Source organism: Nocardioides massiliensis (assembly GCF_030811215.1).
In the GTDB taxonomy this organism is placed as follows: domain Bacteria; phylum Actinomycetota; class Actinomycetes; order Propionibacteriales; family Nocardioidaceae; genus Nocardioides_A; species Nocardioides_A massiliensis.
Window position 1 is genome coordinate 1,451,200 of the sequence record NZ_JAUSQM010000001.1, and the last position, 24,072, is coordinate 1,475,271.

Below are 24,072 nucleotides of genomic sequence, written 5' to 3' on the forward strand. Positions count from 1 at the left end.
AGAGAGGCTCCACCTGTGGGTTCCGTCATCAAGAAGCGCCGCAAGCGCATGGCCAAGAAGAAGCACCGCAAGCTGCTGAAGAAGACGCGCGTTCAGCGTCGTCGTCTCGGCAAGTGACCTTGCGCGGGCTCTGAGCAGATCGGTCGGACCACTCGGTGGGGCGCGTCGTACTCGTCACGGGCATCTCGCGTGAGCTTGCCCTGCGGTTCGCGCGAGCCCTGACCTCGGAGCCCGACGTCGAGCGGGTGATCGGCGTCGACGTGACGCCGCCCCGCGGCGACCTGGGCGGAGTCCAGTTCGTCCGCGCCGACATCCGCAACCCGGTGATCGCCAAGGTGATCGCCAAGGAGGACGTCGACACGGTCGTCCACATGAGCGTCGTGGCGACGCCGGGGGACAACGCCGGTCGCAGCTCCATGAAGGAGCTCAACGTCATCGGCACGATGCAGCTGCTCGCGGCGTGCCAGCGCGCGCCGGGGCTGCGCCATCTCGTCGTGAAGTCGTCGACCACGGTGTACGGCGCCTCGAGCCGCGACCCGGCGATGTTCACCGAGGACATGCCGCCCAAGCGGCTGCCCAAGGGCGGCTACGCCAAGGACGTCTACGAGGTCGAGGGCTACGTGCGCGGGTTCGCGCGCCGCCGCTCCGACGTGACCGTGACGACGCTGCGCTGCGCCAACAGCATCGGTCCGCGGATCACCTCGCCCCTCGCGCAGTACTTCCGGCTGCCGGTCCTCCCGCGGGTGCTCGGCTTCGACGCCCGGCTGCAGTTCCTGCACGAGACCGACCTGCTCGCCGTGCTGCGCCACGCCACGCTCGCGGGCGTCCACGGCACGTTCAACGTCGCCGGCGACGGCGTCATGACACTGGCGCAGACGATTCGCCGCACCGGCAAGCCGAGCATCGTGATGCCCGGCTTCGCCGCCACCTCGGTGGGCTCGCTGATGCGCCAGACCAAGCTCGTGGACTTCTCCGCCGAGCAGGTCCAGTTCCTCACCTACGGCCGTGGCGTCGACACCACCGCGTGCACCGAGGTGCTCGGGTTCCGGCCCGACTACACCAGCGCCGAGGCGTTCGCCGACTTCGTTGACTCCCTGCCCGGGGGTCTGACCGCGCCCTCGCGGCTGCTGATGTCGCAGGTCGTCCCGTCCGGTACGGCGGGGGGTGCTCATGGCTGACGCGGAGATCATCCCGCTCGGCACCCGCGGTCGTCCCGGTCGCGGCACCGGTCGCGACAAGCCGTCCTCGGCGGCGCGCGACTTGGCGCCAGCAGCGAAGGCCGCGCCGCGCAAGGTGCCTTCGAAGCCGGTGGCGCAGGAGTCACCCGAGGACCCGGCCGTCGAGGCTGCTGCGGCGCCCGAGGCCGGCGACCCGACCCCCATCGACCGTGAGACGGCCGACCAGCCGGCTGCCGAGAGTCCGGCCGACGCCGCGTCCGGCCCGACCGAGCCGCACACGCCCCGCGAGGTCCGCGACCGCCCCGGCATCCCGGTGGGCGACTGGCTCAACGCGCTCACCCTCGCCGCCCGTGAGGTCTTCGGCGAGGACTGGGAGCGCCAGTTGGCCGAGATGCTGGCGTTCCTGCGCCACCGGGTCACCGGCGACTACGAGGTCGACGAGTACGGCTTCGACCAGGAGATCGCCGAGCGGTTCTTCCTCGCGGTTCTGCGCCCGATCGCGGAGAAGTGGTTCCGCATCGAGGTCCGCGGGGCCGAGAACATCCCCGCCGAGGGTGGTGCCCTCGTGGTCTCCAACCACTCCGGCACGATCCCCATCGACGGCCTGATGACCGGCGTCGCCATCCACGAGCACACCGGCCGACACCTGCGCCCGCTCGGCGCCGACCTGGTCTTCCGCATGCCCGTCATCGCCAACCTCGCCCGCAAGGCCGGCGCGACGCTGGCCTGCAACGAGGACGCCGAGCGGATGCTGTCGGGCGGCAAGCTCGTCGGCGTCTGGCCGGAGGGCTTCAAGGGCATCGGCAAGCCCTACTCCGAGCGCTACAAGCTCCAGCGCTTCGGCCGGGGCGGCTTCGTCTCGGCGGCCGTGCGCACCGGCGTACCCATCATCCCGTGCTCGGTCGTCGGCGCCGAGGAGATCTACCCCCTCGTCGGCAACATCCCCTCGCTCGCGCGGCTGCTCGGCGTGCCCTACATCCCGATCACGCCGCTCTTCCCGTGGCTCGGCCCGCTGGGCCTGGTGCCGCTGCCGTCGAAGTGGCTGATCGAGTTCGGCGAGCCCATCCGCACCGACTCCTACGACGAGGGCGCCGCCGACGACCCGATGCTGGTCTTCAACGTCACCGACCAGGTGCGCGAGACGATCCAGCAGACGTTGTATTCACTGCTGATGCAGCGCCGCTCCGTCTTCCGCTGACCCAGGCTCGGGACGTCATACGTCCTCGGCGTCGTAGGTCGGCGGACGTATGACGTTGCGCGGGTGGCTTCAGTCAGTTGCCGCCGAGCAGCGAGCCCAGCAGGTCGCCGAGGGACTCGCCGAGGTTGGTGAGGGGCTTCTCGGTGGGTGAGGCGGTCGGTGCACCCGGCTTCGGGGTCTCCTCCGCGCCCTTGGGCGTGCCGCTGGGCTTGGCGGTGGCGTTCTGGCCCTGACGCAGGATGTCGACGACGGTGGAGATCAGGCCCTTGGGGGGTGCGCCCTCGGTCGACGGCGGGGCCGGCTGCGCGGGCGCCGGGTCGGGCTGCTCGCTCTGGGCGGGCGGCGCGGGGGTCTGCTGCCCCGTGCCCGGACGGTCGGGCGCGGGGACGGTCGGCAGCGTCGGGATCTCGATCTCGACCTCGGGCCGCACCGGGTGGTTGTTGCCCAGCGTGTCGCCGGCCCTGTCGGTGGCCTCGAGGGCCTGCTTGACCTCGCCGAACGCGAGGAAGGTGGCGGGCAGCTCGAGGACGTCGGCCGGGCCGCAGTCGCCGCACACGCTCACGGCCTCGTCGTCGATGTCACGCAGCAGGATCGCGAGGTCGGACAGCTGGCCGTGCATCTCGGCGGGCAGCAGGTCGGTCAGCGCGTCGAGGCTGCCGAGCGAGGTCGCCAGGAAGGCGCGCACCGTCTCGACGTCGGCGGCGTCACCGGTCTCGGCGTACGACGCGAGCAGCAGTGCGGTGCCCTCGCGGGTCTGTGCCTCGAAGTCGTCGAGCGTGGCGCGGATGCGCTCCTCGAGCGCGATGCCGCTGCGGTCGGTGGCCAGGCGCGAGGCCTCGGCCAGGCGGCCGGTGGCGCGCTCGAGCAGTCGGTGGCCCTTGCCGTCCTCGCTGAACGTGAGGGAGGAGCGGGCCTGCTCGAGGCCGCGCTTGATCGGGTAGAGCGCCTCGCCGGGCAGGGAGTCCTGGGCGGCGGCCGCCATGGTCGCGGAGCCACCGAGGAGGACCGCGACGGATGCTGCGGCGACGAAGCGGCGCTCGCGGACGCCGCGGGTGCGCGGCGGGAGGCTGAGCTTGGCCGACTGCGGCGACAGCGTCGCCTCGGCCTCGACCATGAGGCGCTCGCGGAGGTCGTTGACGAAGGCGGCACGTGGAGCCGGGGCCTCGGCCGAACGCAGCGCGCCCACCAGCTCGAGCAGGTGTGCGTCGGCACGCTCATCGACGGCCTGGTCGCGCTCGAGCGCGTCCAGTCCGTGGGCGAAGTCCTCGGCGCTTCGTCGCGCCAGGAACCGGGAGTTCATCGCACGTGTCCTGTCGTAGTTGCCGCAGGGAGGGATGCGGCGGTTATCAGGACCAACGAGGCCCGAACGCGGAAAGTTACGGCACACCCCTGGTGCTTGCCCGAACCTTGCGCCTGCCATGCGGTGCGGTCGTGGGTGCTCATCGCAGGCCCTCCGGCAGGAGCTTGGCCAGGTTGCGCACCCCGCGCAGCTGCAGCTGCTTGATCGCTCCGTCGGTGCGGCCGAGCACCTTGGCGGTCTCGGCGATGGACATGCCCTGCAGGAACCGCATGATCAGGCACTCCTGCTGCTCCTTGGGCAGCTTGCCGAGCGCCTCCAGCAGCGCCTCGTTGGTGAGGGTCTGGAGTACGGCGCCCTCGGGGCCCTCGGTGCTCGTGTCGAGGTCGCCCATGTCCTCGGTGGCCTGCTCGAGGCGGGTGCGGCCGGCCTTGTAGTGGTCGGCGGTGAGGTTGCGGGCGATCGTCATCAGCCACGCGCCGAAGTCCTTGCCCTGCCAGCGGAACGTGCTCATGCTGCGCAGCGCGCGGAAGAACGTTTCCGAGGTGAGGTCCTCGGCCAGGGCCACCGAGCCGACGCGGTAGTAGAGGAAGCGGTAGACCGACGGGTGGTAGTGGTCGTAGAGCAGCCCGAACGCCTCGGCGTCGCCGCCGCGGGCGAGCTCGACGAGCGCGATGAGGCGCTGCCCCTGCGCCTCGTCGACCTCGGAGGAGGCCGCCATCGCGGAGTCGTCCTCGCGGCGCGGGGGCTCCATCGCGAGCTGGGACAGCGCCGCGGCCTCGCTGAGCAGGGGGCGGGTCAGGCGGGGGGTGCCGAACGGCGACGCGCCAGCCGGCCCGGTGGCCATGGCGAAGCCGGGTGCGAACGGATCGCCGCCGTCGGCGGCGACACGCAGGGCCCGGCGCAGGGTCGTGAACCCCCGCCGGAACTCCGCGGCGCGCGTGTACATCGTCTCTCCCTCTCCGACCCTCCCGCCGGAAACCTACTCAACGGTAAGGGGCAACCGTCGGCCTGACCAGAGGGCGATGCGGATTCTTTACTTCCACCCGGGTCACGCCGGTGACCCGATTGTGCCTCGGATCGGCCCCGCGGGTCAGAACATGAGGAAAACCGTGAGGTCCCGGGCGTTTTCGGGCTACCGCAACCGGCGCCGCAGCGTCGTCGCGGCGGCGGCCGCACCCGCGAGCGCACCGGTGCCGGCGGCGGCCATCAGCCCGACCCGCGCGGCCTTCCGGCCGGTGCGGTAGTCGCGGATCCGCCAGCCCTGCGCCCGCGCGTGGTCGCGCAGCCGGGAGTCGGGGTTGATCGCGCACGGGTCGCCGACCAGCGAGAGCATCGGCAGGTCGTTGAAGGAGTCGGAGTACGCCGAGCAGCGCTCCAGGTCGAGCCCCTCGCGCTCGGCGAGGGCGCGGATCGCCTCGGCCTTGGCCGGTCCGTGCAGCAGGTCGCCGACCAGCCGCCCGGTGTAGACGCCGTCGACGTGCTCGGCGACGGTGCCCATCGCGCCGGTGAGCCCGAGGCGGCGGGCGATGATCCGGGCGATCTCGATCGGGGCGGCGGTCACCAGCCACACGCGCTGACCCTGGTCGATGTGGAGCTGGGCGAGCGCTCGGGTGCCGGGCCAGATGCGCTCGGCCATCACCTCGTCGAAGATCTCCTCGCCCAGCTCCTCGAGCTCGGCGACGGTGTGACCGGCGATGAACGCCAGCGCGGACGCGCGGCTGGCCTCGATGTGCTCGGGGTCCTCGACCCCGACGAAGCGGAAGTACGCCTGCTTCCACGCCGCACCCAGGATCTCGCGCGTCGTGAAGAAGTCGCGCCGGTGCAGTCCGCGGGCGAGGTGGAAGATCGAGGCGCCCTGCATGACGGTGTTGTCGACGTCGAAGAACGCCGCAGCCGTGGGATCCGGCGCCACCGACAGCGCGGACTCCACCTCGGCGGCAGCAGCCGCCGCCTGCCCCGCCAGCGTCGAGCGCCGGCGCAGGTTGGGGGTCCGGTGGGGGTGCACGCCGTCAGACTAGAGCCCGCACCCGGGACGTCGTACGAATCCGGAGATATAGCCCGGCGGACGTATGACGCTCCCGCGGGGCGTCATGCGCTCCGGGAGCTATAGCCCCGCTGACGTGTGACGTCCAGGGCGGGGGGCGCCTGTGCCAGACTCGCTCCATGGCCGCGAACCTCGCCGCGCTCCTCACCGCCGCGGTCGAGCGCGCGCCCGACGCCACCGCCCTCCTCGACGCCGACACCGGCCAGGAGACGACCTGGGCCGAGCTGGCCGACGCGGTGGGACGCCACGCGCGCGGGCTCGGCGAGGCCGGGCTGGTCGCGGGCCACCGGGTCGCGCTGTGCCTGGGCAACACCCCCGACTTCGTCACCGCCTACCTCGCGGTGCTGCGTGCCGGCATGGTCGCGGTCCCGCTCAACCCGCGGGCGACCCCGACCGAGATCGGCACGATGGTCGCCGACAGCGGTGCGCGCCTGGTCGTCGCTGAGGCCGCGACCGCCCCCGCCGTACGCGAGGCCGTGGCGGGCTACGGCGAGGCGATCGCCGACGGTGACGGGCGGCTGCGCGACGGTGCCGTCGCCCCGGTGGTCGCGCTCGTCGACACCGAGCCCGACCCGACGGCCGGGGCGGGCGAGTGCAGCTGGGCCGGGTTCGCCTCCGACGAGCCACTGACCGATCCGCCGCCGCGCGACCCCGAGACGCTGGCGGTGCTGCTCTACACGAGCGGGACGTCGGGACGCCCACGGGGCGCGATGCTGTCGCACCGCGCCCTGCTGGCCAACCTCGAGCAGGCAGCCGCCGTGGAGCCACGGCTCATCACCCCCGACGACCGTGTCCTCGGCGTACTCCCGCTGTTCCACATCTACGGGCTCAACGCCGTCCTGGGCGGCGTGCTGCGCGAGGCCGCCACCGTCGTCCTGGTGCGCCAGTTCGAGCCAGACGCATGCCTCGACGTGATCGCGCGGCACGGGGTCACCGTCCTGCCCGTCGCGCCGCCGGTCTTCGGCTACTGGCGTCGGCTCGACCGGGTCGCGGAGCGGCTGAGCGGCGTACGCCTCGTGCTGTCGGGCTCCGCGCCGCTCGCGCCCGAGGTGATGGCGGAGTTCGAGGAGCGGACCGGCCTGCCCGTCCACCAGGGCTACGGCCTGACCGAGGCCGCACCGGTGGTCACCTCGACCCGCGTCACGCCCGAGCGGCCCCCGGCGCATGCCGTCGGCGCCCCGCTGCCCGGGGTGGAGATCAGCCTGCGCGAGGAGACCGGCGAGGCACCCGTGCCCGGGGACCCCGGCGAGATCCTCGTGCGCGGGGACAACCTGTTCTCCGGCTACTGGCCGGACGGCGCGGACGGCCCCGACGCCGAGTGCTGGTGGGCGACCGGCGACGTGGGCTACCTCGACCCCGACGGGGTGCTCTACCTCGTCGACCGGCTCAAGGAGCTCGTCATCGTCTCGGGGTTCAACGTCTATCCCTCCGAGGTCGAGGACGTCCTCACCGAGGTCGACGGCGTCGCCGAGGCCGCGGTGCTCGGCGTACCCGACGAGGAGACCGGCGAGGCGGTGCGCGCCTACCTCCGCCTCGACGACGGGCGCGATGCCGACGAGGTGCTCGCGGCGGCCCGGGCGTACGCCGAGCAGCGGCTGGCGCGGTTCAAGCAGCCGCACGCCTACGACGTGGTGGCCGAGCTGCCGCGGACCGCGACGGGCAAGATCGCGAAGGGCCGGCTGCGGGCGGCGATCCGGCGCCAGCAGCTGGACCTGCTGGCGTGAGCGCGGAGAAGGCCTCGTCGGCGCGCGTCCGGGTCTACACCCGTCCCGGGTGCCACCTGTGCGACCAGGCGATCGCCGTGGTCGCGGCCGTGTGCGGCGAGCTCGGTGAGACCTGGGAGACCGTCGACATCACCAGCGACGCCGCGCGCGACGAGGGGCTGCTCGAGCGCTTCCACGACGAGATCCCGGTGACCTTCGTCGACGGACGCCAGCACGACTTCTGGCGCGTCGATGCCGACCGGCTGCGGGCGGCGCTCGCGGGTGGGCCGGAGCGGCGCCGGTGGTGGCGCCGACGGGCATAGCAGGCGGCGTACCCCCGGTGCGGGTGAGAGATGTCACCTGTGCTAGCCCCCGGGCTCCACCGGTTTGTTCTCACGTTCACAAACTCCTACAGTGACATGACCGCAGGCTCCGGTGGCCGGGCTGCTGCACGCCTTCTCCCCTGCCCCCGTGAGGCTGACCGCCCGCACGAGCGGGCCCCTCGCACGGCCAGGAGAGACGTGAGCGCAGGACGTAGGACAGCACCCCAGGTGCGCGCGAGCGGGGCGTCGACCCCGGAGTCCGCGCCGCTGCCGGGGACCGGTGGGGCCGCCGGTGGCGCCGCGATCCCGGAGGCGACCGTCGCCCGGCTGCCCGTCTACCTGCGGGCCCTCACGGCCCTCGCCGACGCCGGCACGACGACCTGCTCCAGCGAGGAGCTCGCTGCGGCGGCCGGGGTCAACAGCGCGAAGCTGCGCAAGGACCTCTCCTACCTCGGCTCCTACGGCACCCGCGGTGTCGGCTACGACGTGGAGTACCTCCGCTACCAGATCGCGCGCGAGATCGGCGTGACCCAGGACTGGCCCGTGGTCATCGTCGGGATCGGAAACCTCGGCCATGCGCTCGCCAACTACTCCGGCTTCCGCTCCCGCGGGTTCCGCGTCGTCGCCCTGCTCGACGCCGCCGAGGCCCGGCAGGGCGAGCAGGTCGCCGGGCTGCCGATCCGCGGCTTCGACGACCTCGAGGCCGTCGTGGCCGAGCACGGCGTCGCGATCGGCGTCGTCGCGACCCCGGCGGACGCCGCCCAGCAGGTCTGCGACCGGCTGGTGGCCGCCGGCGTGACCAGCATCCTCAACTTCGCGCCCACCGTGCTCGCGGTGCCGGCGGGGGTCGACGTGCGCAAGGTCGACCTCTCCATCGAGCTGCAGATCCTGGCCTTCCACGAGCAGCGCAAGGCCCAGCAGGCGCTCGGCCAGATCGTCGACGGTGCCGCCGCCGGGCCCGCCGAGGTCGAGGTCGAGGCCGTCCCGGTCCCCGATGCCGGCAAGGCGGTGATCGCGTGAGCGTCCTGGTGCTGGGGGTCTCCCACAAGAGTGCGCCCGTGGCGGTGCTCGAGCAGCTCGCGCTCGACGGCGACGGCGTCGGCAAGCTGCTCGACGACGTCCTGGGCTGCGAGCACGTCACCGAGGCGACGGTGCTGGCGACCTGCAACCGGCTCGAGGTCTACGCCGACGTCGACCGGTTCCACGGCAGCGTCGAGACGCTGAGCCGGCTGCTGTGCGAGCGCAGCGGCGTCCCCACCGAGGACGTGCTGCCGCACCTCTACGTCCACTACGACGACGGTGCCGTCGCCCACCTCTTCCACGTCGTGTCCGGCCTGGACTCGATGGTCCTCGGGGAGGGCCAGATCCTGTCCCAGGCACGCGACGCGCTACGGGTGGGCCAGGAGCACGGCTCGGTCGGCTCGACCCTCAACGTGCTGTTCCAGCAGGCGTTCCGCGTCGCCAAGCGCGCGCACGCAGAGACCGACATCGACCGGGTCGCGCCGTCGCTGGTCAGCGCCGCGCTCGAGCGGGCCGTGGAGCTCCTCGGTCCCCTCGCCGGGCGTACGGCGCTGGTGATCGGCGCCGGCGCCATGTCGTCGCTCGCGGTCGCCACGCTCAACCGCCTGGGCGTCGAGGGCCTCACTGTCGTCAACCGTGACGCCGAGCGCGGGGTGCGCCTGGCCGAGCAGTACGGCGGCAGTGGCAGCACGTGGGAGCGGATCCCGGCCCTGCTCGCCGACGCCGACGTGGTCGTGTCCTGCACCGGCGCGACCAGCACCGTGCTCGCGGCGACCACCGTCGTCGAGGCCCGCACCGACCGCGCCGACCCGCTCGTGCTGGTCGACCTGGCGCTGCCCCACGACATCGAACCCGAGGTCGCGCTGGTCCCGGGCGTCTCCCTCATCGACCTCGCCCGGCTGGCCGAGGACCTGCGCGGCACCGCCGTCACCGACGAGGTGACCCAGGTGCGCGAGATCGTGGCCGAGGAGGTCGCCGCCTTCCTGCGGGCCCGCCGGGCCGCCAGCGTGACGCCGACCGTCGTCGCCCTGCGCTCCATGGCCACCGACGTCGTCGACGCGGAGATCGACCGCCTCGGCTCGCGCCTGCCCGACCTCGACCTCGACGCGCGCCGCGAGGTCGAGCACACCATCCGTCGGGTCGCCGACAAGCTCCTGCACCAGCCGACGGTGCGGGTGAAGGAGCTCGCCGACCGGTCGGGGGCGGTCTCCTACGCGGCCGCCCTGGCCGAGCTGTTCGCCCTGGACCCCGAGACCGTCGAGGCCGTGACGCGTGTGGAGGGGATCGACGAATGAGCCAGACCCTGTCGAGCGAGACCGCGGTGCTGCGCGTCGGCACCCGCGCCTCCCGGCTCGCACGCACCCAGAGCGGCCATGTCGCCGACGCGATCACGGCCGCCCTCGGCGTACCCACCGAGCTCGTCGACGTGACCACCCACGGCGACATCTCCCGCGCGCCGCTGGCCTCGATGGGCGGCACCGGCGTGTTCGTCTCCGCGCTGCGCGAGGCGCTCCTCGCCGGTGAGGTCGACATCGCCGTGCACTCGCTCAAGGACATCCCGACCGCCCCGGCGCCGGGCATCGTGCTCGCTGCCGTGCCGGTCCGCGAGGACCCCCGCGACGCGGTGATCGCGCGCGACGGTCTCACCCTCGGTGAGCTCCCGCCCGGCAGCACGGTCGGCACGGGCTCCCCGCGCCGGCGCTCCCAGCTCGCCGCACTCGGGCTGGGCCTGGAGCTGCGCGAGCTGCGCGGCAACGTCGACACCCGCATCGGCAAGGTCCGCGACGGTGAGCTCGACGCGATCATCCTGGCTCGTGCCGGGCTCTCCCGCATCGGCCGCGCCGACGAGGCCACCGAGGTGCTCGACCCGCTGCAGATGCTGCCCGCCCCCGGGCAGGGTGCGCTCGCGGTCGAGTGCCGCGCCGACGACGAGCGTGCCGCGGCCATCACCGCCGCCCTCGACGACGCCGCGACCCGGGCCGCCGTGACGGCCGAGCGCGCGGTGCTCGCCGTGCTCGAGGCCGGCTGCTCCGCCCCGGTCGGCGCGCTCGCCGAGGTCGCCGAGGGCGAGGACGGCGACGAGCTGTGGATCCGCGCGGTCGTGCTGGCTCCCGACGGGTCCGTCGCGATCCGTCGCTCCGCCAACGGCGACCCCGCCTCGGCGTACGACGTGGGGGCCCAGCTGGCCGCCTCCATGCTCGACGAGGGCGCCGCAGACCTGATGAACGACCTGACCTCCGGCGACGCTCCGCCGGGCACGCCCTGACCCGGGCCGGGGATCCGGCCTCCCACCAGCACCCGCATCACCAGTCCGAAGCACCAGCACCACCCAGGCACTGCCACCAGCAGTGACGACACTCGACGAAGTAGGCGACGTGACCAAGCAGGCAACCCAGACCGTGTCCGCCGTGCAGCCCGCGGCGGAGCCCACCCCTGACACGAAGACCCCGCGCGCGGCGAGGACGAGTACGCCGAAGGTGGTGCCGCAACGGGTGGCGTTCGTCGGGAGTGGTCCGGGCGACCCGGACCTGCTGACCGTGCGTGCCGTCGAGCTGCTGCGCTCCGCCGAGATCGTCATCACCGAGGTGCCCGGCCACGAGGACCTCGTCCGCGTCGTCGTCGGCGCCGGCGAGGTGCCGGAGTTCGTCGACGGCGGCTTCGGTGAGGACGGTCAGCCCCTGACCCACGCGGCCCGCGCGAAGGTCGTCGTCAAGCAGGTCAAGACCGGGCGGCGCGTGGTCCGGCTGATCTCGGGCGACCCGTTCGTCTACGCCTCCGGCCCCGAGGAGGCCCAGGCGTGCGCCAAGGCCGGCCTCGCGTTCGAGATCGTGCCGGGCGTGTCGGCCGTGACGGCGGTGCCGGCGTACGCCGGGATCCCGCTGACCACCAAGACCCAGCGCGAGGTCGCCGTGGTCACCTGCGGTGAGGCGAAGGTCGACTGGAAGCAGTACGCCGACGACCGCACCCTCGTGCTGCTCTCCGCCGTGGGACAGATCGCGGAGATCTCCGAGGCGCTGATGAGCGCCGGCCGCTCCGCCGACACCCCCGTGTCGATGACCCGCGTCGGCACGACCACCGACCAGCGCACCGTCATCTCCACCCTCGCCTCGATCGCCGCCGACGCCCGCGAGGCGCGGATGACGCCGCCGGCCGTGATCGTCGTCGGCGACGTGGTCGACCTGCGCGACGCGCTGTCGTGGTTCGAGACCAAGCCGCTGTTCGGCTGGCGGGTGCTCGTGCCGCGCACCAAGGAGCAGGCTGCGTCGCTGACGCTCAGCCTGCGCAGCCACGGTGCCGTGCCCGAGGAGGTGCCCACCATCTCCGTCGAGCCGCCGCGCAACCCCCAGCAGATGGACAAGGCCATCCACGGCCTGGTCGAGGGTCGCTACAAGTGGGTCGCGTTCACCTCGGTCAACGCCGTGCGCGCCGTGCGGGAGAAGTTCGACGAGTACGGCCTCGACGCCCGCGCCTTCTCCGGGCTGAAGATCGCCGCGGTCGGCGACAAGACCGCCGACGCCATCGCCGCGTGGGGCCTGCGCGCCGACCTCGTGCCCTCGGGTGAGCAGTCCGCGGCCGGGCTGCTGGCCGACTGGCCGCCGTACGACGAGGTGCTCGACCCGCTCAACCGGGTCTTCCTGCCGCGCGCCGACATCGCCACCGAGAACCTGGTCGCGGGTCTGATCGACCTCGGCTGGGAGGTCGACGACGTGACCGCCTACCGCACCGTGCGGGCCGCTCCGCCGCCGGCGCCGGTGCGCGAGGCGATCAAAAGCGGCAAGTTCGACGCGGTCGTGTTCACCTCGTCCTCGACGGTGCGCAACCTGGTCGGCATCGCCGGCAAGCCGCACCCGACCACGGTGATCGCCGCGATCGGGCCGGCCACCGCGAAGACCGCCGAGGAGCACGGCCTGCGCGTCGACGTGATGGCGTCGAAGCCGTCGGTCGAGGTGCTGGTGGAGGCGCTCGCCGACTTCGGTGCCACCCGTCGGCTGTCGCTGATCGAGGCCGGTGAGCCCGTGACGAAGCCGTCCGAGCGCCGGCCGGCCGGGCGCCGCAAGGCCAAGTCGTCGTCGTGACCGACGCCTCGACCGCAGGGACCCCCGGCCCGTTCGCCAGCGCGGCGGGTGCGCCGGGGGGCTTCCCCACGGTCCGACCGCGCCGCCTGCGGCGTACCCCTGCCCTGCGGCGGCTGGTCGCCGAGACCCACGTGCGGCCCGAGCAGCTGGTGCTGCCGGTCTTCGTCGCCGAGGGCGCGACCGAGCAGCGGCCGGTCGCGAGCATGCCCGGCGTCGTCCAGCACACCCGCGACTCGCTGCGCGCCGAGGTCGTCCGGGCCGCGGAGGCGGGTCTCGGTGGGGTGATGCTCTTCGGAGTGCCCGCGTCGAAGGACCCGGTGGGCTCGGGGGCGACCGACCCGCAGGGAATCCTCAACGTCGCGATCGCCGACGTCGTCGCCGAGGTCGGTGACGCGCTGCCCGTGATGAGCGACCTGTGCCTCGACGAGTTCACCGACCACGGGCACTGCGGCCTGCTCGACAGCCGCGGTGCGGTCGACAACGACGCGACCCTGGAGGCGTACGCCGCGATGGCGCTCGCCCAGGCCGACGCCGGCGTCGACCTCGTCGGGCCGAGCGGGATGATGGACGGCCAGGTCGGGGTCGTGCGCACGGCGCTCGACGCGGCCGGCCACACGGACGTGGGGATCCTCGCCTACGCCGCGAAGTACGCCTCGGCGTTCTACGGCCCGTTCCGCGAGGCGGTCGACTCCAGCCTCGTCGGCGACCGGCGCACCTACCAGCAGGACCCGGCCAACGCCCGCGAGGGCGTGCGCGAGGCCCTGCTCGATGTCGCCGAGGGCGCCGACCTGGTGATGGTGAAGCCCGCGCTGGGCTACCTCGACGTGCTGCAGCGCGTCGCCGAGGCGGTGCCGGTGCCCGTGGCGGCGTACCAGGTCTCGGGGGAGTACGCCATGCTCGAGGCCGCCGCCGCCCACGGATGGATCGACCGCGAGGCCGCGATCCTGGAGTCGCTGGTCTCCATCCGGCGCGCGGGCGCCGACATCGTGCTGACCTACTGGGCGCTCGAGGTCGCGCGGCTCCTGCGCTGACGTCATACGTCCGGCGACCTATAGCCCCAGAGGTGTATGACATCTTGCTGAGTGCCCGAGGTTCGGACGTACTCTCGATCCATGACCACCACCGCAGCTGCTCAGCGACTTCGCGCTGTCTTGGAGCAGCATGGTGAACAGGTGTCGGCCATTTTGAGCAGGTACGCCGCCACCAATCCGCGGCTCTTCGGTTCGGTTGCTCGCGGAGACGCCCGCGAGGACAGCGACGTCGATCTGCTCGTGGATCTGGTTCCAGATGCGGGCAACGAGTTGCTGCGCGTCGCTGGCATGTCCGAGGAGCTCTCCGATCTGCTCGGAGTGAGGGTGGATGTCGTTGCTGAGAGCCTTCTCCGGAAGGAGGTCTCCGCGACCGCGGTGGCCGAAGCGGAGGCAGTGTGAGCCGGACACGGCACCAGCGGTTCGCCGACATTCGAGCTGCCATCGACCGCTGCCGATCCTACCAGCAGTACTTGGACTCGCCCGAGCTCGGCGCGATGGCGTACGACGCCGTCCTGCGAAACCTGGCGGTTATCGGCGAAGCAGTGAAGGCCCTGCCGACCGAGATCAAGGCTGCCCACGACGAGGTTCCATGGGCGTCGATCGCCGGGTTGCGCAACGTGGTGGTGCATGAGTACTTCCGGGTGGACCCCGACCTGATCCACGACGTGGTGACCAACCATCTCACGTTGCTGGCCGAGGCGGTCAATGAGATTGGATGAGAATCGCGACCGGTGCAGGCGGCGGACAGCAGCGCACTGTCGGACCGGCGTGGAATGATCCCGTGGCGTGATCGACTCCGCACCGGACGAGGGTGGCGCGGGCACGTACGGACCGTTCGCCTACCTGGCCGCGCCGAATGCCGCGCTCTATCGACGGGTCATGCGCGGGCTCATGCGGGAGAAGGAGCGGTTCACCGTCCACGTCCGCGCCGAGCAGGTGTACGCCGCCCTGCTCCGCGACGGCGGTGATCCGGTCACTGAGGAAGCGGTGGCCGAGGCACTCGAACGTCTGGCCCAGCCGAGCTGGGGCAACGTGCTGGCCTTTCCCGACTCCAGTCGGGTCACCGCGGTGGAGGACTTCTACCGACGCCGGATGCTCTACCAGATGTCGCGGCCCGGCGAAGCCGCCGAACGCGCGCTCGCGGCCTACGACGCGGCCCTGGGCAGTCGGGGTGCGTTGCAGTCGGTCGCGCTGGAGGACATCGTCGCGCTGCTGACGCGGCTGCGCGACCTCACGGTGGCACCCGGTGGCGAGCCCGATCTGGCCGTGGTGCACCAGACGCTGCGGAGCCTGCGGGAGCGGTTCAGCGAGTTGGCTGAGAACGCGGTGGCCTTCATGGGATCGATCCAACGGACCCTCGACCTGCATGACGCCGATGTCGAGGCGTTCCTGGCCTACAAGGAGCAGTTGATCGACTACCTCGAGCGGTTCATCAACGATCTGCTCGTCCGCGGGGCTGCGATCGCCGATCTACTCGCAGCCGTCACCCCGACGACCGTGGAGCGCCTGGCCACCATCGCCGCCGAACGTGAGGCGAGAGACGCGGCTCCGGGGGAGGCCGCGCTGGTGCGCACGGAGGCCCGCGAGACGTGGCTGCGCCAATGGTCGGGGCTCTCCGAGTGGTTCGTCAGCACACCCGGACGCGAGTCGGAGGCCAAGCTCCTGCGTGCCCGCGCACGTGCCGCCATCCCCGCTCTGTTGGCTGTGGTCCGCTCGCTCCACGAGCGATCAGGTGGACGCACCGACCGCACCCAGGACTTCATCACCCTGGCGCGGTGGTTCGCCACGTTGCCCGACGACGGCGACCGTCACCGGCTGTGGCGTACGGCGTTCGGCCTGACGCCCGTACGGCACCTGAGCGTGACGGCCGAGACCCGGGCCAGGTGGGAGGAAGGTGTGCTGGGCAACGCCACGGCGTGGGCCGACGCACCTGCGGTGCAGATCAGCCCCCAGCTGCGACGCACGGGTTCCTACGAGCGGCGCGGCAAGCCGGCGCGCGTGGCCGACCGCTCCAAGGCCCGAGCGCTGCTGGCCGAGCGCGCCCGCCGCGAGGCCGAGCAGACCGCTGCCGCGCGACGACGGATCCTCACGGGTGGTCCCAAGCCGCTGTCGGCGTTCGGCGTGCTTGACCCCGAGGCGTTCCGGCTGTTCCTCGCTCTGCTCGGCGACGCGCTCGCGGCGCTGGGGCCGACCGGTGACACCGCGGCCGTGCACACCTCCGACGGAGCGCTCACCGTCACCCTCACCCGGACGCCGGGCGCGAGGCTCGCCGTCATCTCGACACCCGACGGCGAACTCGTCGGGCCCGACCACCTCGTCGAGATCGGCTCCGCAGCCGACGGTGCTATGGATGGTGCACCGTGAGTGTCCTCGATCTCGGCTCCCGGATCACGGACACGCTGGCGGAGCACGACGTCGACGGTCGGGTCCGCGCCCTGCGGGCGCTGCTGCTGCGCCCCGTGCTGCGGGCCCAGGCCGACGGCGAGCTCTTCCGGTTGGCGCGCCGGCACGCCGACTGGTTGCGCGAGTGGTGCCAGCGCGAGACCGGCTGGCGGCTGGTCGTCGAGCCGCAGACGGTCCGGCTGTTCATGTCGGCCATCGCGGACGGACCGACGTCGGTCGCCATCGCCGAACGTCAACCGGCACGTGCCCGCAAGGGCGATCCGCCGTTCACCCGGCGCCGCTACGTCCTGCTGTGCCTGACGTTGGCCGTGCTCGAGCGCTCTGACCCGCAGATCGCGCTCGGTCGGCTGGCCGAGGAGCTCGTGCTGGTGGCGACGCTCCCGGGCCTGGAGAGCGTGGAGTTCACCCTGGGCAACCGCGAGGAGCGTTCCGACCTGGTCGCGGCGATCCGCTTGCTCCTCGACCACGGCGTCTTGGCGCGGGTGGCCGGCGACGAGGAGTCCTACGCCGCCGGCAGCGGCGACGCGCTCTACGACGTCGATCGTCGGGTGCTGGCCGCGATGCTGTCCACGGCACACAGCCCGGGTCTCGTGGCAGCCGCGCTCGGACCCGCCCCGCGCATCGACAAGATCGAAGCAGCCCTCCACGCGCCCCCGACCGCCTACACCGAGGACGAGACCAACCGCCAGCTTCGGCACGCCGTCTCGCGGCGACTGCTGCTCGAGCCGGTCGTCTACTACGACGACCTCCCCGCAGACGAACGCGCCTACCTGGTCAGTCAACGCGTCGGGCTCACACGGCGGCTGGGCGAAGCGACCGGTCTCGTCCCAGAGCTGCGCGCCGAGGGCATCGCCCTGGTCGACCCCGACGACCAGCTGACCGACCGGCGGATGCCCGAGCAGGGCACCGACGGACATGCCACGCTCCTGCTGGCCGAGCACCTGGCAGCCAACGGGGCGGTCGAGCTGACGGCGCTGCGCAGACTGGCCAAGCGATTGGCCAAGGACCATGCCGCCTACTGGCGCAGGAGCACCCGGGAGCCCGGCGCGGAGAATGCGATCGTCGCCGACGCGCTCGACCGCCTGGTGGGACTCGGTTTGGTCCGCGTCGACCGCGGCGATGCCGAGACCGTCGTACACCCGCTTCCGGCATTGGCACGCTTCGCCGTGACCCGACCGACCGTCCATGAAGGGAGACGCCGATGAACGGCGACGACGCCGCGTGGCTCACACCGCAGGACGCGGATGTCGATCGACTGCCGCAGCCCAGCACGCTGCGGTGGCAACCGCTCCGGCTGGGTCTGGTCGACCTGTTCCACTACGACGACGAGCAGTTCTGGTTCCACGACGGTCGGTTGCTCCTGAGGGGCAACAACGGCACCGGCAAGTCGAAGGTGCTCGCGCTGACCCTGCCGCTGCTCCTCGACGGCTCGCTCCAGCCGCGGCGCGTGGAGCCGGACGCCGACCCGAAGAAGAAGATGGAGTGGAACCTCCTGCTCGGCGGCGCCCACCCGCACAGCGAGCGCACTGGCTACACTTGGCTCGAGTTCGGCCGCCGCGACGAGGAGGGCGCGGCGCACTTCCTCACGCTCGGCCTCGGCCTCAAGGCTGCGGCGGGTCGCGGCATCGTGAAGCACTGGTACTTCCTGACGTCGCGTCGGATCGGGGATCTGCGGCTCCTCGACCCCGCTCGCACGGTCCTCAGCGCCGAGCGCCTGAATGACGAGTTGGGGGCCGACGGACAGGTGCTGCCTACCCGCGACGGCTACCGGCGCGCGGTGGACGAGGCGCTCTTCCGGTTGGGCGAGGAGCGCTACGCCGCACTCGTGGACCTGCTGATCGGGCTGCGCCAACCTCAGCTGTCGAAGCGGCCCGACGAGAAGGCGTTGTCGGCCGCCCTCACCGAAGCGCTCGCCCCGCTGGACCAAGCGGTCCTAGCCGACGTCGCCGAATCGTTCCGCTCGCTGGAGGAGGAGCGCGCGGGGATCGCCGACGGCAAGGAAACGCTCGCCGCGGCCGGGGACTTCCTGCGCCACTACCGCGCCTATGCCCAGGTCGCCACCCGTCGGCACACGACTGCGGTCCGGGTGGCCAACTCCACCTACGAGCACGCCGGACGCGACCTGGTCCAGGCGGAGGGGGAACTTGACGGCGCCCGCGCGGCCGAAGTCACCCTCGAGGCCGCGCAGAGGGCGACCGGCGAGCGCCGCGGTGAGTTGGCGGGCCAGGAGGAGGCGCTCCGCACCAGCCCCGAGATGCGCGACGCCGAGCGCCTGCACGCCGCGGCCGAGGATGCCGACAAGGCAACCAGGATCGCCGACCAGGCCGAAGCCGCGGCTCGGGTGGCGCGCGAACGCGCCGAGCGTGAGCAGGCGTCCGCTGACGCCGCGACCCGCCGCGCCGAGGAGACGGCAGCGGCGGCGCGCGGCCATGACGACGCGGCGCTCGCATCGGCACGACGGGCGGGGTTGGCGCCCGACCATCCCGGGATCGCCCACGACGCCGACGCCGCACGCACCGCGCTGGACCGCCGGCGCGGACAGGTCAGGCACGTCCGTAACCTGCTCGCCGCGGCGCAGCTCGCCTCCGCGCAGGCCGAACAGCAGCGCGCTGCGCTCGATACGGCGGAGACCACCGCAGCGGGCCGCGCCGAAGACGTCCGGGCGGCGGAGAAGCGCGTCGACGCGGACGTCGCCGCCTATCGCGACGCCGCGCGGGCGTACGTCGCCCAGCTCGTCGTGATCCGGCCCGAGCCGACCGTCGAGGAGCTTCTCGACCACGCTGAGGACTGGGCCCGCTCCCCGATGGCCGAGTCACCGCTACGCTCCGCCCTCGATGTCGCTGCCCGGAAGACCGTCGACCGCCTCAGCCGCGCCGCCGCCGAGGCGGACCATGAGGCCGGTCGGATCGAGCAGCTGCTCGCGCAGACGCGCAGCGAGATCGCCGAGCTCGAAGGTGGTCGTGACCCGGCGCCCGCCCTCGCGCCCGCCCGTGACCCGGGGGCCCGTGCCGCAGCACCCGGCGCACCGCTGTGGCGACTGGTGGACTTCGCCGCTGACGTTGCCGACGCCGACCGCGCTGGCCTTGAGGCGGCGCTGCAGTCGGCCGGTCTCCTCGACGCGTGGGTCTTCCCTGACGGCACCGTGCAGGCCCGAGACGACGTGGTGCTCGCCTCCACCGGCAGCGGGTCGGTGGAGCGCAGCCTGGCTGGTCTGCTTGTGCCGGCGATCGACCCGGACAGCGGCGTCGGCGCGCAGCTCGTGACCGACGTGCTGGAGCGGATCGGTCTGGGGGAGGACTCCGGCGCGGCGTTGTGGATCGAGCTCTCGGGCGGCTGGGGTGCCGGCCCGGCACGCGGCTCGTGGAGCAAAGCCCGCGCCGAGCACATCGGTGCCGGTGCTCGCGAGGCGCACCGACGGCTCTTGCTGGAGAGTCTGGCCGTCCAGCTGGGGGAGCAGGAGCAGGATCTGATCACAACCCAGGCGCGTGCGAGCGCTGCCGAGCAGCAGATCACGCAGGCCCGGCGGGAAGAGAGCGCCTATCCCGCCGCGGCCGAGCGCGCCGTGGCCGCAGCTCACGACGGTGTCGCCCATACCCTCCGCGAGCTCGAGCGCGCACAGGTGGCCGTCGACGGCGCGCGGGCAGCATGGGAGGCCGCGGCCACGACGGCTGAACGTGCGGCCGACGAGCTTGCCGAGGCAGCTGCGGACCTCGGCACCGGGAGCACCGCCGCCGAGCTCGACGATCTGGGGGAGGCGGTAGCGGCCTACGAGGTCGCCCTGACCGAGCTGCGCGGTGCGACGGAGATGGCAACTGCGGCGGCGAGCGGGCGGCGCACGGCTGATGAGCGAGCGCAGGAGACTGCACGGATCGCCAACGACGCAGAGCAGGACGCTCGCACGGCACGCGCCGAGGCGGTGGCCCGGCGCTCGCGCGCGGACGAGCTGCAGCAGACCGTCGGCGCCTCGGTGGCCGAGCTGCAAGCGCGACTTGCGGAGGTCAGCGCCGCGGCCCGCGATGTGGAGCAGGAGATCGAGCGGCTGGTGCAGCACCGGATGGATGCCGGGGAGAAGCGCGCCCGGCTTGAGCAGAAGGTCGAGGATCTCGGGCGGCGGCGCGAAGAAGTTGCTGAGGAGCGGGCCGTCGTGGTGGGCACGCTGCGCGGGTTCGTCCAGACGGGACTGCTCCGGGTGGCGCTCCCAGAGATGGAGCGTCCTGAGGACCACGTCGACTGGAACGTCACCACGGCGTTGGCGTTGGCGCGCGCCACCGAGCAGTTGCTCGAGGACGTCGACGAGTCCGACGACGCCTGGGGCAGAGCACAGCAGCGGGTCTCACGGGCATCCACCGAGCTGGCTGCGCAGATGAGCCGACACGGCCACACCTCCTCCATGTTGCAGCAGGGCGACGTGATGGTTGCCCGGGTGCGCTACCGCTCTGAGGAGACCGACGTCGATCTGCTCGCCAAGCGCCTGGCCGACGACGTGGCCGACCGGGAGCGGTTGCTCAGCGCCCGCGAGCGGGAGATCCTCGAGACCTATCTGGTCGACGAGGTCGCCGGTCACCTCCACGAACTGCTGCACGCGGCCGACACCCAGCTCGACGCGATGAATCGGGAACTCGCGGCACGCAAGACCTCCACCGGCATGCAGCTGCGGGTGCGGTGGCGCGAGTGTGCCGACGGTCCGCCGGGGCTGCGCGCGGTCCGTGACCTGCTGGTGCGCTCCGACGCCACCTGGGCCCCAGCCGATCGAGCGGCGATCGGCGAGTTCCTGCAAGCACGGATCGCGGAGGTGCGGCAGACGGATCCCGCCGGCAGTTGGCAGGAACACCTGGAACGGGCGCTCGACTACCGGCACTGGCACGACTTCGTCGTCGAACGCTGGCAGAACGGTCAGTGGCGCTCCGCGGCCGGCCCGGCGTCGGGCGGGGAGAAGGCGCTGGCGGTCTCGGTGCCGTTGTTCGCAGCGGCTGCTGCGCACTACAACTCAGCCGCCCCGCACGCCCCGAGGTTGATCCTGCTCGACGAGGCGTTCGCGGGCGTGGATGACGACTCGCGAGCGAAGTCGTTGGGTCTGCTCGCGACCTTCGATCTCGACGTGGTGATGACCAGCGAGCGTGAGTGGGGCTGCTACCCGCAGGTGCCCGGCCTCGCGATCGCCCAGTTGTCGCGGGTGGAGGGGGTCGACGCTGTGGGTGTCACGCGCTGGCGCTGGAACGGTCGGCTGCGCGAACGGGTCGCGGACGTCGACGACGCGGCGCGCGCTGGAGGGGCGGCGGTCGCCTCGGAGACCGACGAGTCACTGTTCGCATGAGCGGGACTGAGCAGACCGGTGGGGGCGACCGCGCGGTGCTGGACCGGTTGCTCGGCGTACCGGAGACGGCGTGGATCCTCGACCGGGTGCGCGCCCGGATCCTCGCGGCGGCCGGGAAGCCACTGGCGGGCGCCGTACGGCTGGCCGATCCGACGGCCGAGCAGCGCGCCGCGGTGGTACGGCTCGTGGGGCGGCCACGCCGATCCGCCGGAAGCATCAGCGTTGATCTCGCTGTGCTCGAGGATGTCCTTCGCCGCGGGCCGTGGCCGGCGGGGCTGGCCGATGCGGTGACCACGCTCACCGGGCCGATCGTCGACCCGCAAGCGCGGCGAGCGGAGGAGGATGCGCGCTGGACGCAGGCGCAGTCAGGGCTCGACGGGGTGGCTGGTCGGCTCCCGGGTCTCGCCCTCTGGTGGGCGAGCTGGTGTGCAGCCGGCGGGTTGAAACGCTCGGCGCGTGCGGAGGCGGCACGGCTCGGCGTGCCGACCGGACCGGAGGTCGGTCAGCGGCTCGTTGGGGAGCTCGCCGCCGTCCTGGACTCCCTTCCCTCCTCGTCCGAGCCGCTGGCGATGCTCGCCCGCCGCACCCTGGGGGATGCCCATGCCCTCGACGAGTCCAGGCCGCTCGGCCGATTGGCGGTCGCGGTGATCGGCGCAGCGGTGGGAGCCCAGGCACCTGGGCCATGCGACCCAGAAGGGGAGCGAGCCTCCTCGGCGCGAGACACCTGGGCTGCCGTCGGGATCGTGTTGTCGTCCGTCGCCTCGACAGTGCTCTGTCTCGGAGTCCCGGGACATGGGGAGCCATCGACACATCCGCTATCGGTGCGCGCGACCGCGACAGCCACCGCGCTCGAGGCGATGCGTGCCGCTCGTACCCCACTCGTCCTGACACTCGACCAGGTGCGGTCCGGCGGGGTGCGGCCGCTACCACCGGGTGCTGTCGTCTGGGTGTGCGAGAACCCGACGGTCGTGGAGGTTGTCGCCGGACGGTGGGTCACGGACGACGCGCGCGGCGCCGAGCCGGTCCTCGTCTGCACGGCGGGACAGCCGAGCACCGCGGTGATCGAACTCCTGCGGCAACTGATGGCGGGGGGCGCGGTCTGCCTCTATCACGGTGACTTCGACTGGCCTGGTCTGCGGATCGCCCGCGCCGTGCGTCAACGGGTGCAGTGGACGCCGTGGAGGTATCAGTCGGCGGACTACCTCGCCGCGGCCGAGCGGTGGTCGCTCTCCCGCCCCCTGGTCGGCTCGCCCGCTGACGCGCCGTGGGACCCGGACCTCGCCATCGTCATGGCGGAGCGCGGGCTGGCCGTCGAGGAAGAGGCGGTGGCGCACCTGCTCGCCGACGACCTCTTGGGATTTGCGCCGGTCGGGCAACGTCATACGCCTCCGGAGGTATAGCGCCGAAGATGTATGACGTCCCGGCGGGTCAGGCGCCGAGCACGGTACGCCGCAGGATCGCCAGCGGGTCCTGGTCGTCACGCCGACCGCGCGGTCCCTCCGCGCGGGGCGGGACCATCCGGCCGGCATCGCTGCGGGTCCACTCGCGGACGGCGAAGCGCTCCCGGATGCGCCAGCCCGCGTCGGTGCGGACGAAGTGATCGACGTAGCGGAACCCGCTCGTGAAGTTGAGGCTCGCGTCGTCGCCGGGGGTGCCCCAGTGGACGGCGGTGCCGTAGGTCTCCGCCACGGCCTGGTCGCCGTCGACCTCGGCGAGGTGGTTGCCGATGAGGTGCATCGTGCCGTCGAGGCGCGGCAGCAGACCGCGCAGCCACGCCACGTAGTCGTCGGCCGGACCGCTGAACCCCGTGTGGTGGTCGACCCCGTCGTCGGCGTACACCGCGCGGATGCCCTCGTAGTCGAGCCGGTCGACCGCGCGGCAGTAGTGCAGGACGGTGTCGTGGATGGCGCGGCGGTCGGCCTCGACCGTCGATCCGGCGCTCATCGGCCCACGTCCCACGCGTGGTGAACGACGTCGTGGAGGTGGTAGCGCGCGAGGCTGGCGACGGTGAAGACGCTGCCGTTGTCACGGCGGCCGGTGCGGGTCCAGGCGGACTCGGGGATCTGCTCGTAGGTCGCGCAGACGGCCTCGGACTCCTGCGTCAGCTCGCGGCGTACGACGGCTGGATCGGCGAGGTGGTAGGCCTCCTCGATCGCGGTCGCGTCCTGGTCCCAGTTGCCGAACTCCGGGTCGGAGTGCTGGAGCATCAACCACACCCGCGCGCCCATCACGCGGTGGACGTCGCGCACGTGGCAGGCGTATTCCAACGGCGACCACACCTCGGGCGCTGGACGCGTCCGGCTGGCCTCGCCGAGCTCGTCGAGCAGGTCCAGCCAGAGCGCGGTGTTGCCCGCGATCGTGGCGGGGATCGAGGCGACGCCGACCCGGGCTGCGTCGTACCCGCAGTCGGGACACGGGCGCTCGAGCACCCACGTCCAGTCCTTGTCGTCGGGCGGGATCGGGGCAGGCGTGCTCATGGAGC

General features: G+C 72.6%; 21 protein-coding genes. 16 read left to right on the forward strand and 5 right to left on the reverse strand.

Annotation, left to right across the window (positions count from 1 at the left end):
- Positions 1-15: 15 nt before the first annotated feature.
- The 3 genes from J2S59_RS07240 to J2S59_RS07250 are packed head-to-tail and all read left to right on the forward strand — an operon-like array spanning position 16 to position 2,376.
- The gene (locus J2S59_RS07240) at positions 16-117 is read left to right on the forward strand and encodes a 30S ribosomal protein bS22 (protein WP_081683056.1); all 102 of its coding nucleotides are present in this window, start codon (positions 16-18) and stop codon (positions 115-117) included.
- 38 nt (positions 118-155) lie between these two features.
- On the forward strand, positions 156-1,178 hold the full coding sequence (locus J2S59_RS07245; protein WP_068123883.1) for an NAD-dependent epimerase/dehydratase family protein: 1,023 nt from the start codon (positions 156-158) through the stop codon (positions 1,176-1,178).
- Positions 1,171-2,376: a lysophospholipid acyltransferase family protein gene (locus J2S59_RS07250; protein WP_068123892.1), complete on the forward strand. Its 1,206-nt coding sequence runs from the start codon at positions 1,171-1,173 to the stop codon at positions 2,374-2,376. Before J2S59_RS07245 ends, J2S59_RS07250 begins: the two co-directional genes overlap by 8 nt.
- Positions 2,377-2,449: 73 nt before the next feature.
- Here J2S59_RS07250 and J2S59_RS07255 read toward each other — a convergent pair whose 3' ends face one another.
- The 3 genes from J2S59_RS07255 to J2S59_RS07265 all read right to left on the reverse strand — a co-directional run bounded on the left by J2S59_RS07255 (position 2,450) and on the right by J2S59_RS07265 (position 5,681).
- Positions 2,450-3,676 (reverse strand): DUF5667 domain-containing protein, encoded by a 1,227-nt coding sequence (locus tag J2S59_RS07255; protein WP_068123881.1) that lies wholly within the window; start codon positions 3,674-3,676, stop codon positions 2,450-2,452.
- Positions 3,677-3,815: 139 nt separating this feature from the next.
- Positions 3,816-4,622: a sigma-70 family RNA polymerase sigma factor gene (locus J2S59_RS07260; protein ID WP_306824964.1), complete on the reverse strand. Its 807-nt coding sequence runs from the start codon at positions 4,620-4,622 to the stop codon at positions 3,816-3,818.
- A gap of 186 nt (positions 4,623-4,808) precedes the next feature.
- Positions 4,809-5,681, reverse strand: coding sequence for an HAD family hydrolase (locus J2S59_RS07265; protein ID WP_068124439.1), 873 nt, complete (start codon positions 5,679-5,681; stop codon positions 4,809-4,811).
- Positions 5,682-5,839: 158 nt separating this feature from the next.
- Between J2S59_RS07265 and J2S59_RS07270 the strand changes: the two genes are divergently transcribed.
- The 13 genes from J2S59_RS07270 to J2S59_RS07330 all read left to right on the forward strand — a co-directional run bounded on the left by J2S59_RS07270 (position 5,840) and on the right by J2S59_RS07330 (position 22,990).
- The gene (locus J2S59_RS07270) at positions 5,840-7,444 is read left to right on the forward strand and encodes an AMP-binding protein (protein ID WP_068124441.1); all 1,605 of its coding nucleotides are present in this window, start codon (positions 5,840-5,842) and stop codon (positions 7,442-7,444) included.
- A complete protein-coding gene (locus J2S59_RS07275; protein WP_068124443.1) occupies positions 7,441-7,746 on the forward strand; it encodes a glutaredoxin family protein in 306 nt (101 codons plus the stop codon). Before J2S59_RS07270 ends, J2S59_RS07275 begins: the two co-directional genes overlap by 4 nt.
- Before the next feature lie 267 nt (positions 7,747-8,013).
- The gene (locus tag J2S59_RS07280) at positions 8,014-8,766 is read left to right on the forward strand and encodes a redox-sensing transcriptional repressor Rex (RefSeq protein WP_306825454.1); all 753 of its coding nucleotides are present in this window, start codon (positions 8,014-8,016) and stop codon (positions 8,764-8,766) included.
- Positions 8,763-10,061, forward strand: a complete 1,299-nt coding sequence (locus tag J2S59_RS07285; protein WP_068120764.1) for a glutamyl-tRNA reductase — start codon at positions 8,763-8,765, stop codon at positions 10,059-10,061. Before J2S59_RS07280 ends, J2S59_RS07285 begins: the two co-directional genes overlap by 4 nt.
- Positions 10,058-11,032: a hydroxymethylbilane synthase gene (gene hemC / locus J2S59_RS07290; RefSeq protein WP_068120766.1), complete on the forward strand. Its 975-nt coding sequence runs from the start codon at positions 10,058-10,060 to the stop codon at positions 11,030-11,032. Before J2S59_RS07285 ends, hemC begins: the two co-directional genes overlap by 4 nt.
- Positions 11,033-11,141: 109 nt before the next feature.
- Complete coding sequence (locus tag J2S59_RS07295; protein ID WP_370871478.1) at positions 11,142-12,842, forward strand: bifunctional uroporphyrinogen-III C-methyltransferase/uroporphyrinogen-III synthase; 1,701 nt, start codon at positions 11,142-11,144, stop codon at positions 12,840-12,842.
- Complete coding sequence (gene hemB / locus J2S59_RS07300) at positions 12,839-13,873, forward strand: porphobilinogen synthase (RefSeq protein WP_181641952.1); 1,035 nt, start codon at positions 12,839-12,841, stop codon at positions 13,871-13,873. Before J2S59_RS07295 ends, hemB begins: the two co-directional genes overlap by 4 nt.
- Positions 13,874-13,954: 81 nt before the next feature.
- The gene (locus J2S59_RS07305) at positions 13,955-14,272 is read left to right on the forward strand and encodes a nucleotidyltransferase family protein (protein ID WP_068120768.1); all 318 of its coding nucleotides are present in this window, start codon (positions 13,955-13,957) and stop codon (positions 14,270-14,272) included.
- Entirely contained in the window at positions 14,269-14,592 is a 324-nt protein-coding gene (locus tag J2S59_RS07310) for a HepT-like ribonuclease domain-containing protein (RefSeq protein WP_281366736.1), read from the forward strand. Before J2S59_RS07305 ends, J2S59_RS07310 begins: the two co-directional genes overlap by 4 nt.
- Positions 14,593-14,659: 67 nt before the next feature.
- On the forward strand, positions 14,660-16,237 hold the full coding sequence (locus J2S59_RS07315; RefSeq protein WP_306824965.1) for a TIGR02677 family protein: 1,578 nt from the start codon (positions 14,660-14,662) through the stop codon (positions 16,235-16,237).
- Positions 16,234-17,481 carry a TIGR02678 family protein gene (locus J2S59_RS07320; RefSeq protein WP_220138459.1) on the forward strand — a complete coding sequence of 416 codons (1,248 nt, stop codon included), beginning with the start codon at positions 16,234-16,236 and terminating at the stop codon, positions 17,479-17,481. The genes J2S59_RS07315 and J2S59_RS07320 overlap by 4 nt, the downstream gene beginning before the upstream one ends.
- The gene (locus J2S59_RS07325) at positions 17,478-21,590 is read left to right on the forward strand and encodes a TIGR02680 family protein (protein ID WP_068121045.1); all 4,113 of its coding nucleotides are present in this window, start codon (positions 17,478-17,480) and stop codon (positions 21,588-21,590) included. The genes J2S59_RS07320 and J2S59_RS07325 overlap by 4 nt, the downstream gene beginning before the upstream one ends.
- On the forward strand, positions 21,587-22,990 hold the full coding sequence (locus J2S59_RS07330; protein ID WP_306824966.1) for a TIGR02679 family protein: 1,404 nt from the start codon (positions 21,587-21,589) through the stop codon (positions 22,988-22,990). Before J2S59_RS07325 ends, J2S59_RS07330 begins: the two co-directional genes overlap by 4 nt.
- A gap of 28 nt (positions 22,991-23,018) precedes the next feature.
- On the opposite strand, the gene J2S59_RS07335 is transcribed toward J2S59_RS07330, so the two are convergent.
- The gene (locus J2S59_RS07335) at positions 23,019-23,534 is read right to left on the reverse strand and encodes a nuclear transport factor 2 family protein (protein ID WP_068122296.1); all 516 of its coding nucleotides are present in this window, start codon (positions 23,532-23,534) and stop codon (positions 23,019-23,021) included.
- On the reverse strand, positions 23,531-24,067 hold the full coding sequence (locus tag J2S59_RS07340) for a DinB family protein (protein WP_306824967.1): 537 nt from the start codon (positions 24,065-24,067) through the stop codon (positions 23,531-23,533). The genes J2S59_RS07335 and J2S59_RS07340 overlap by 4 nt, the downstream gene beginning before the upstream one ends.
- Between the last annotated feature and the right edge of the window lie 5 nt (positions 24,068-24,072).

Coding starts and splice junctions, on each gene's coding strand:
- J2S59_RS07250 (WP_068123892.1), top strand. CDS start 1,171: ATGGCTGACGCGGAGATCATCCCGCTCGGCACCCGCGGTCGTCCCGGT.
- J2S59_RS07255 (WP_068123881.1), bottom strand. CDS start 3,676: ATGAACTCCCGGTTCCTGGCGCGACGAAGCGCCGAGGACTTCGCCCAC.
- J2S59_RS07260 (WP_306824964.1), bottom strand. CDS start 4,622: ATGTACACGCGCGCCGCGGAGTTCCGGCGGGGGTTCACGACCCTGCGC.
- J2S59_RS07270 (WP_068124441.1), top strand. CDS start 5,840: ATGGCCGCGAACCTCGCCGCGCTCCTCACCGCCGCGGTCGAGCGCGCG.
- hemC (WP_068120766.1), top strand. CDS start 10,058: ATGAGCCAGACCCTGTCGAGCGAGACCGCGGTGCTGCGCGTCGGCACC.
- J2S59_RS07305 (WP_068120768.1), top strand. CDS start 13,955: ATGACCACCACCGCAGCTGCTCAGCGACTTCGCGCTGTCTTGGAGCAG.
- J2S59_RS07325 (WP_068121045.1), top strand. CDS start 17,478: ATGAACGGCGACGACGCCGCGTGGCTCACACCGCAGGACGCGGATGTC.
- J2S59_RS07330 (WP_306824966.1), top strand. CDS start 21,587: ATGAGCGGGACTGAGCAGACCGGTGGGGGCGACCGCGCGGTGCTGGAC.
- J2S59_RS07335 (WP_068122296.1), bottom strand. CDS start 23,534: ATGAGCGCCGGATCGACGGTCGAGGCCGACCGCCGCGCCATCCACGAC.
- J2S59_RS07340 (WP_306824967.1), bottom strand. CDS start 24,067: ATGAGCACGCCTGCCCCGATCCCGCCCGACGACAAGGACTGGACGTGG.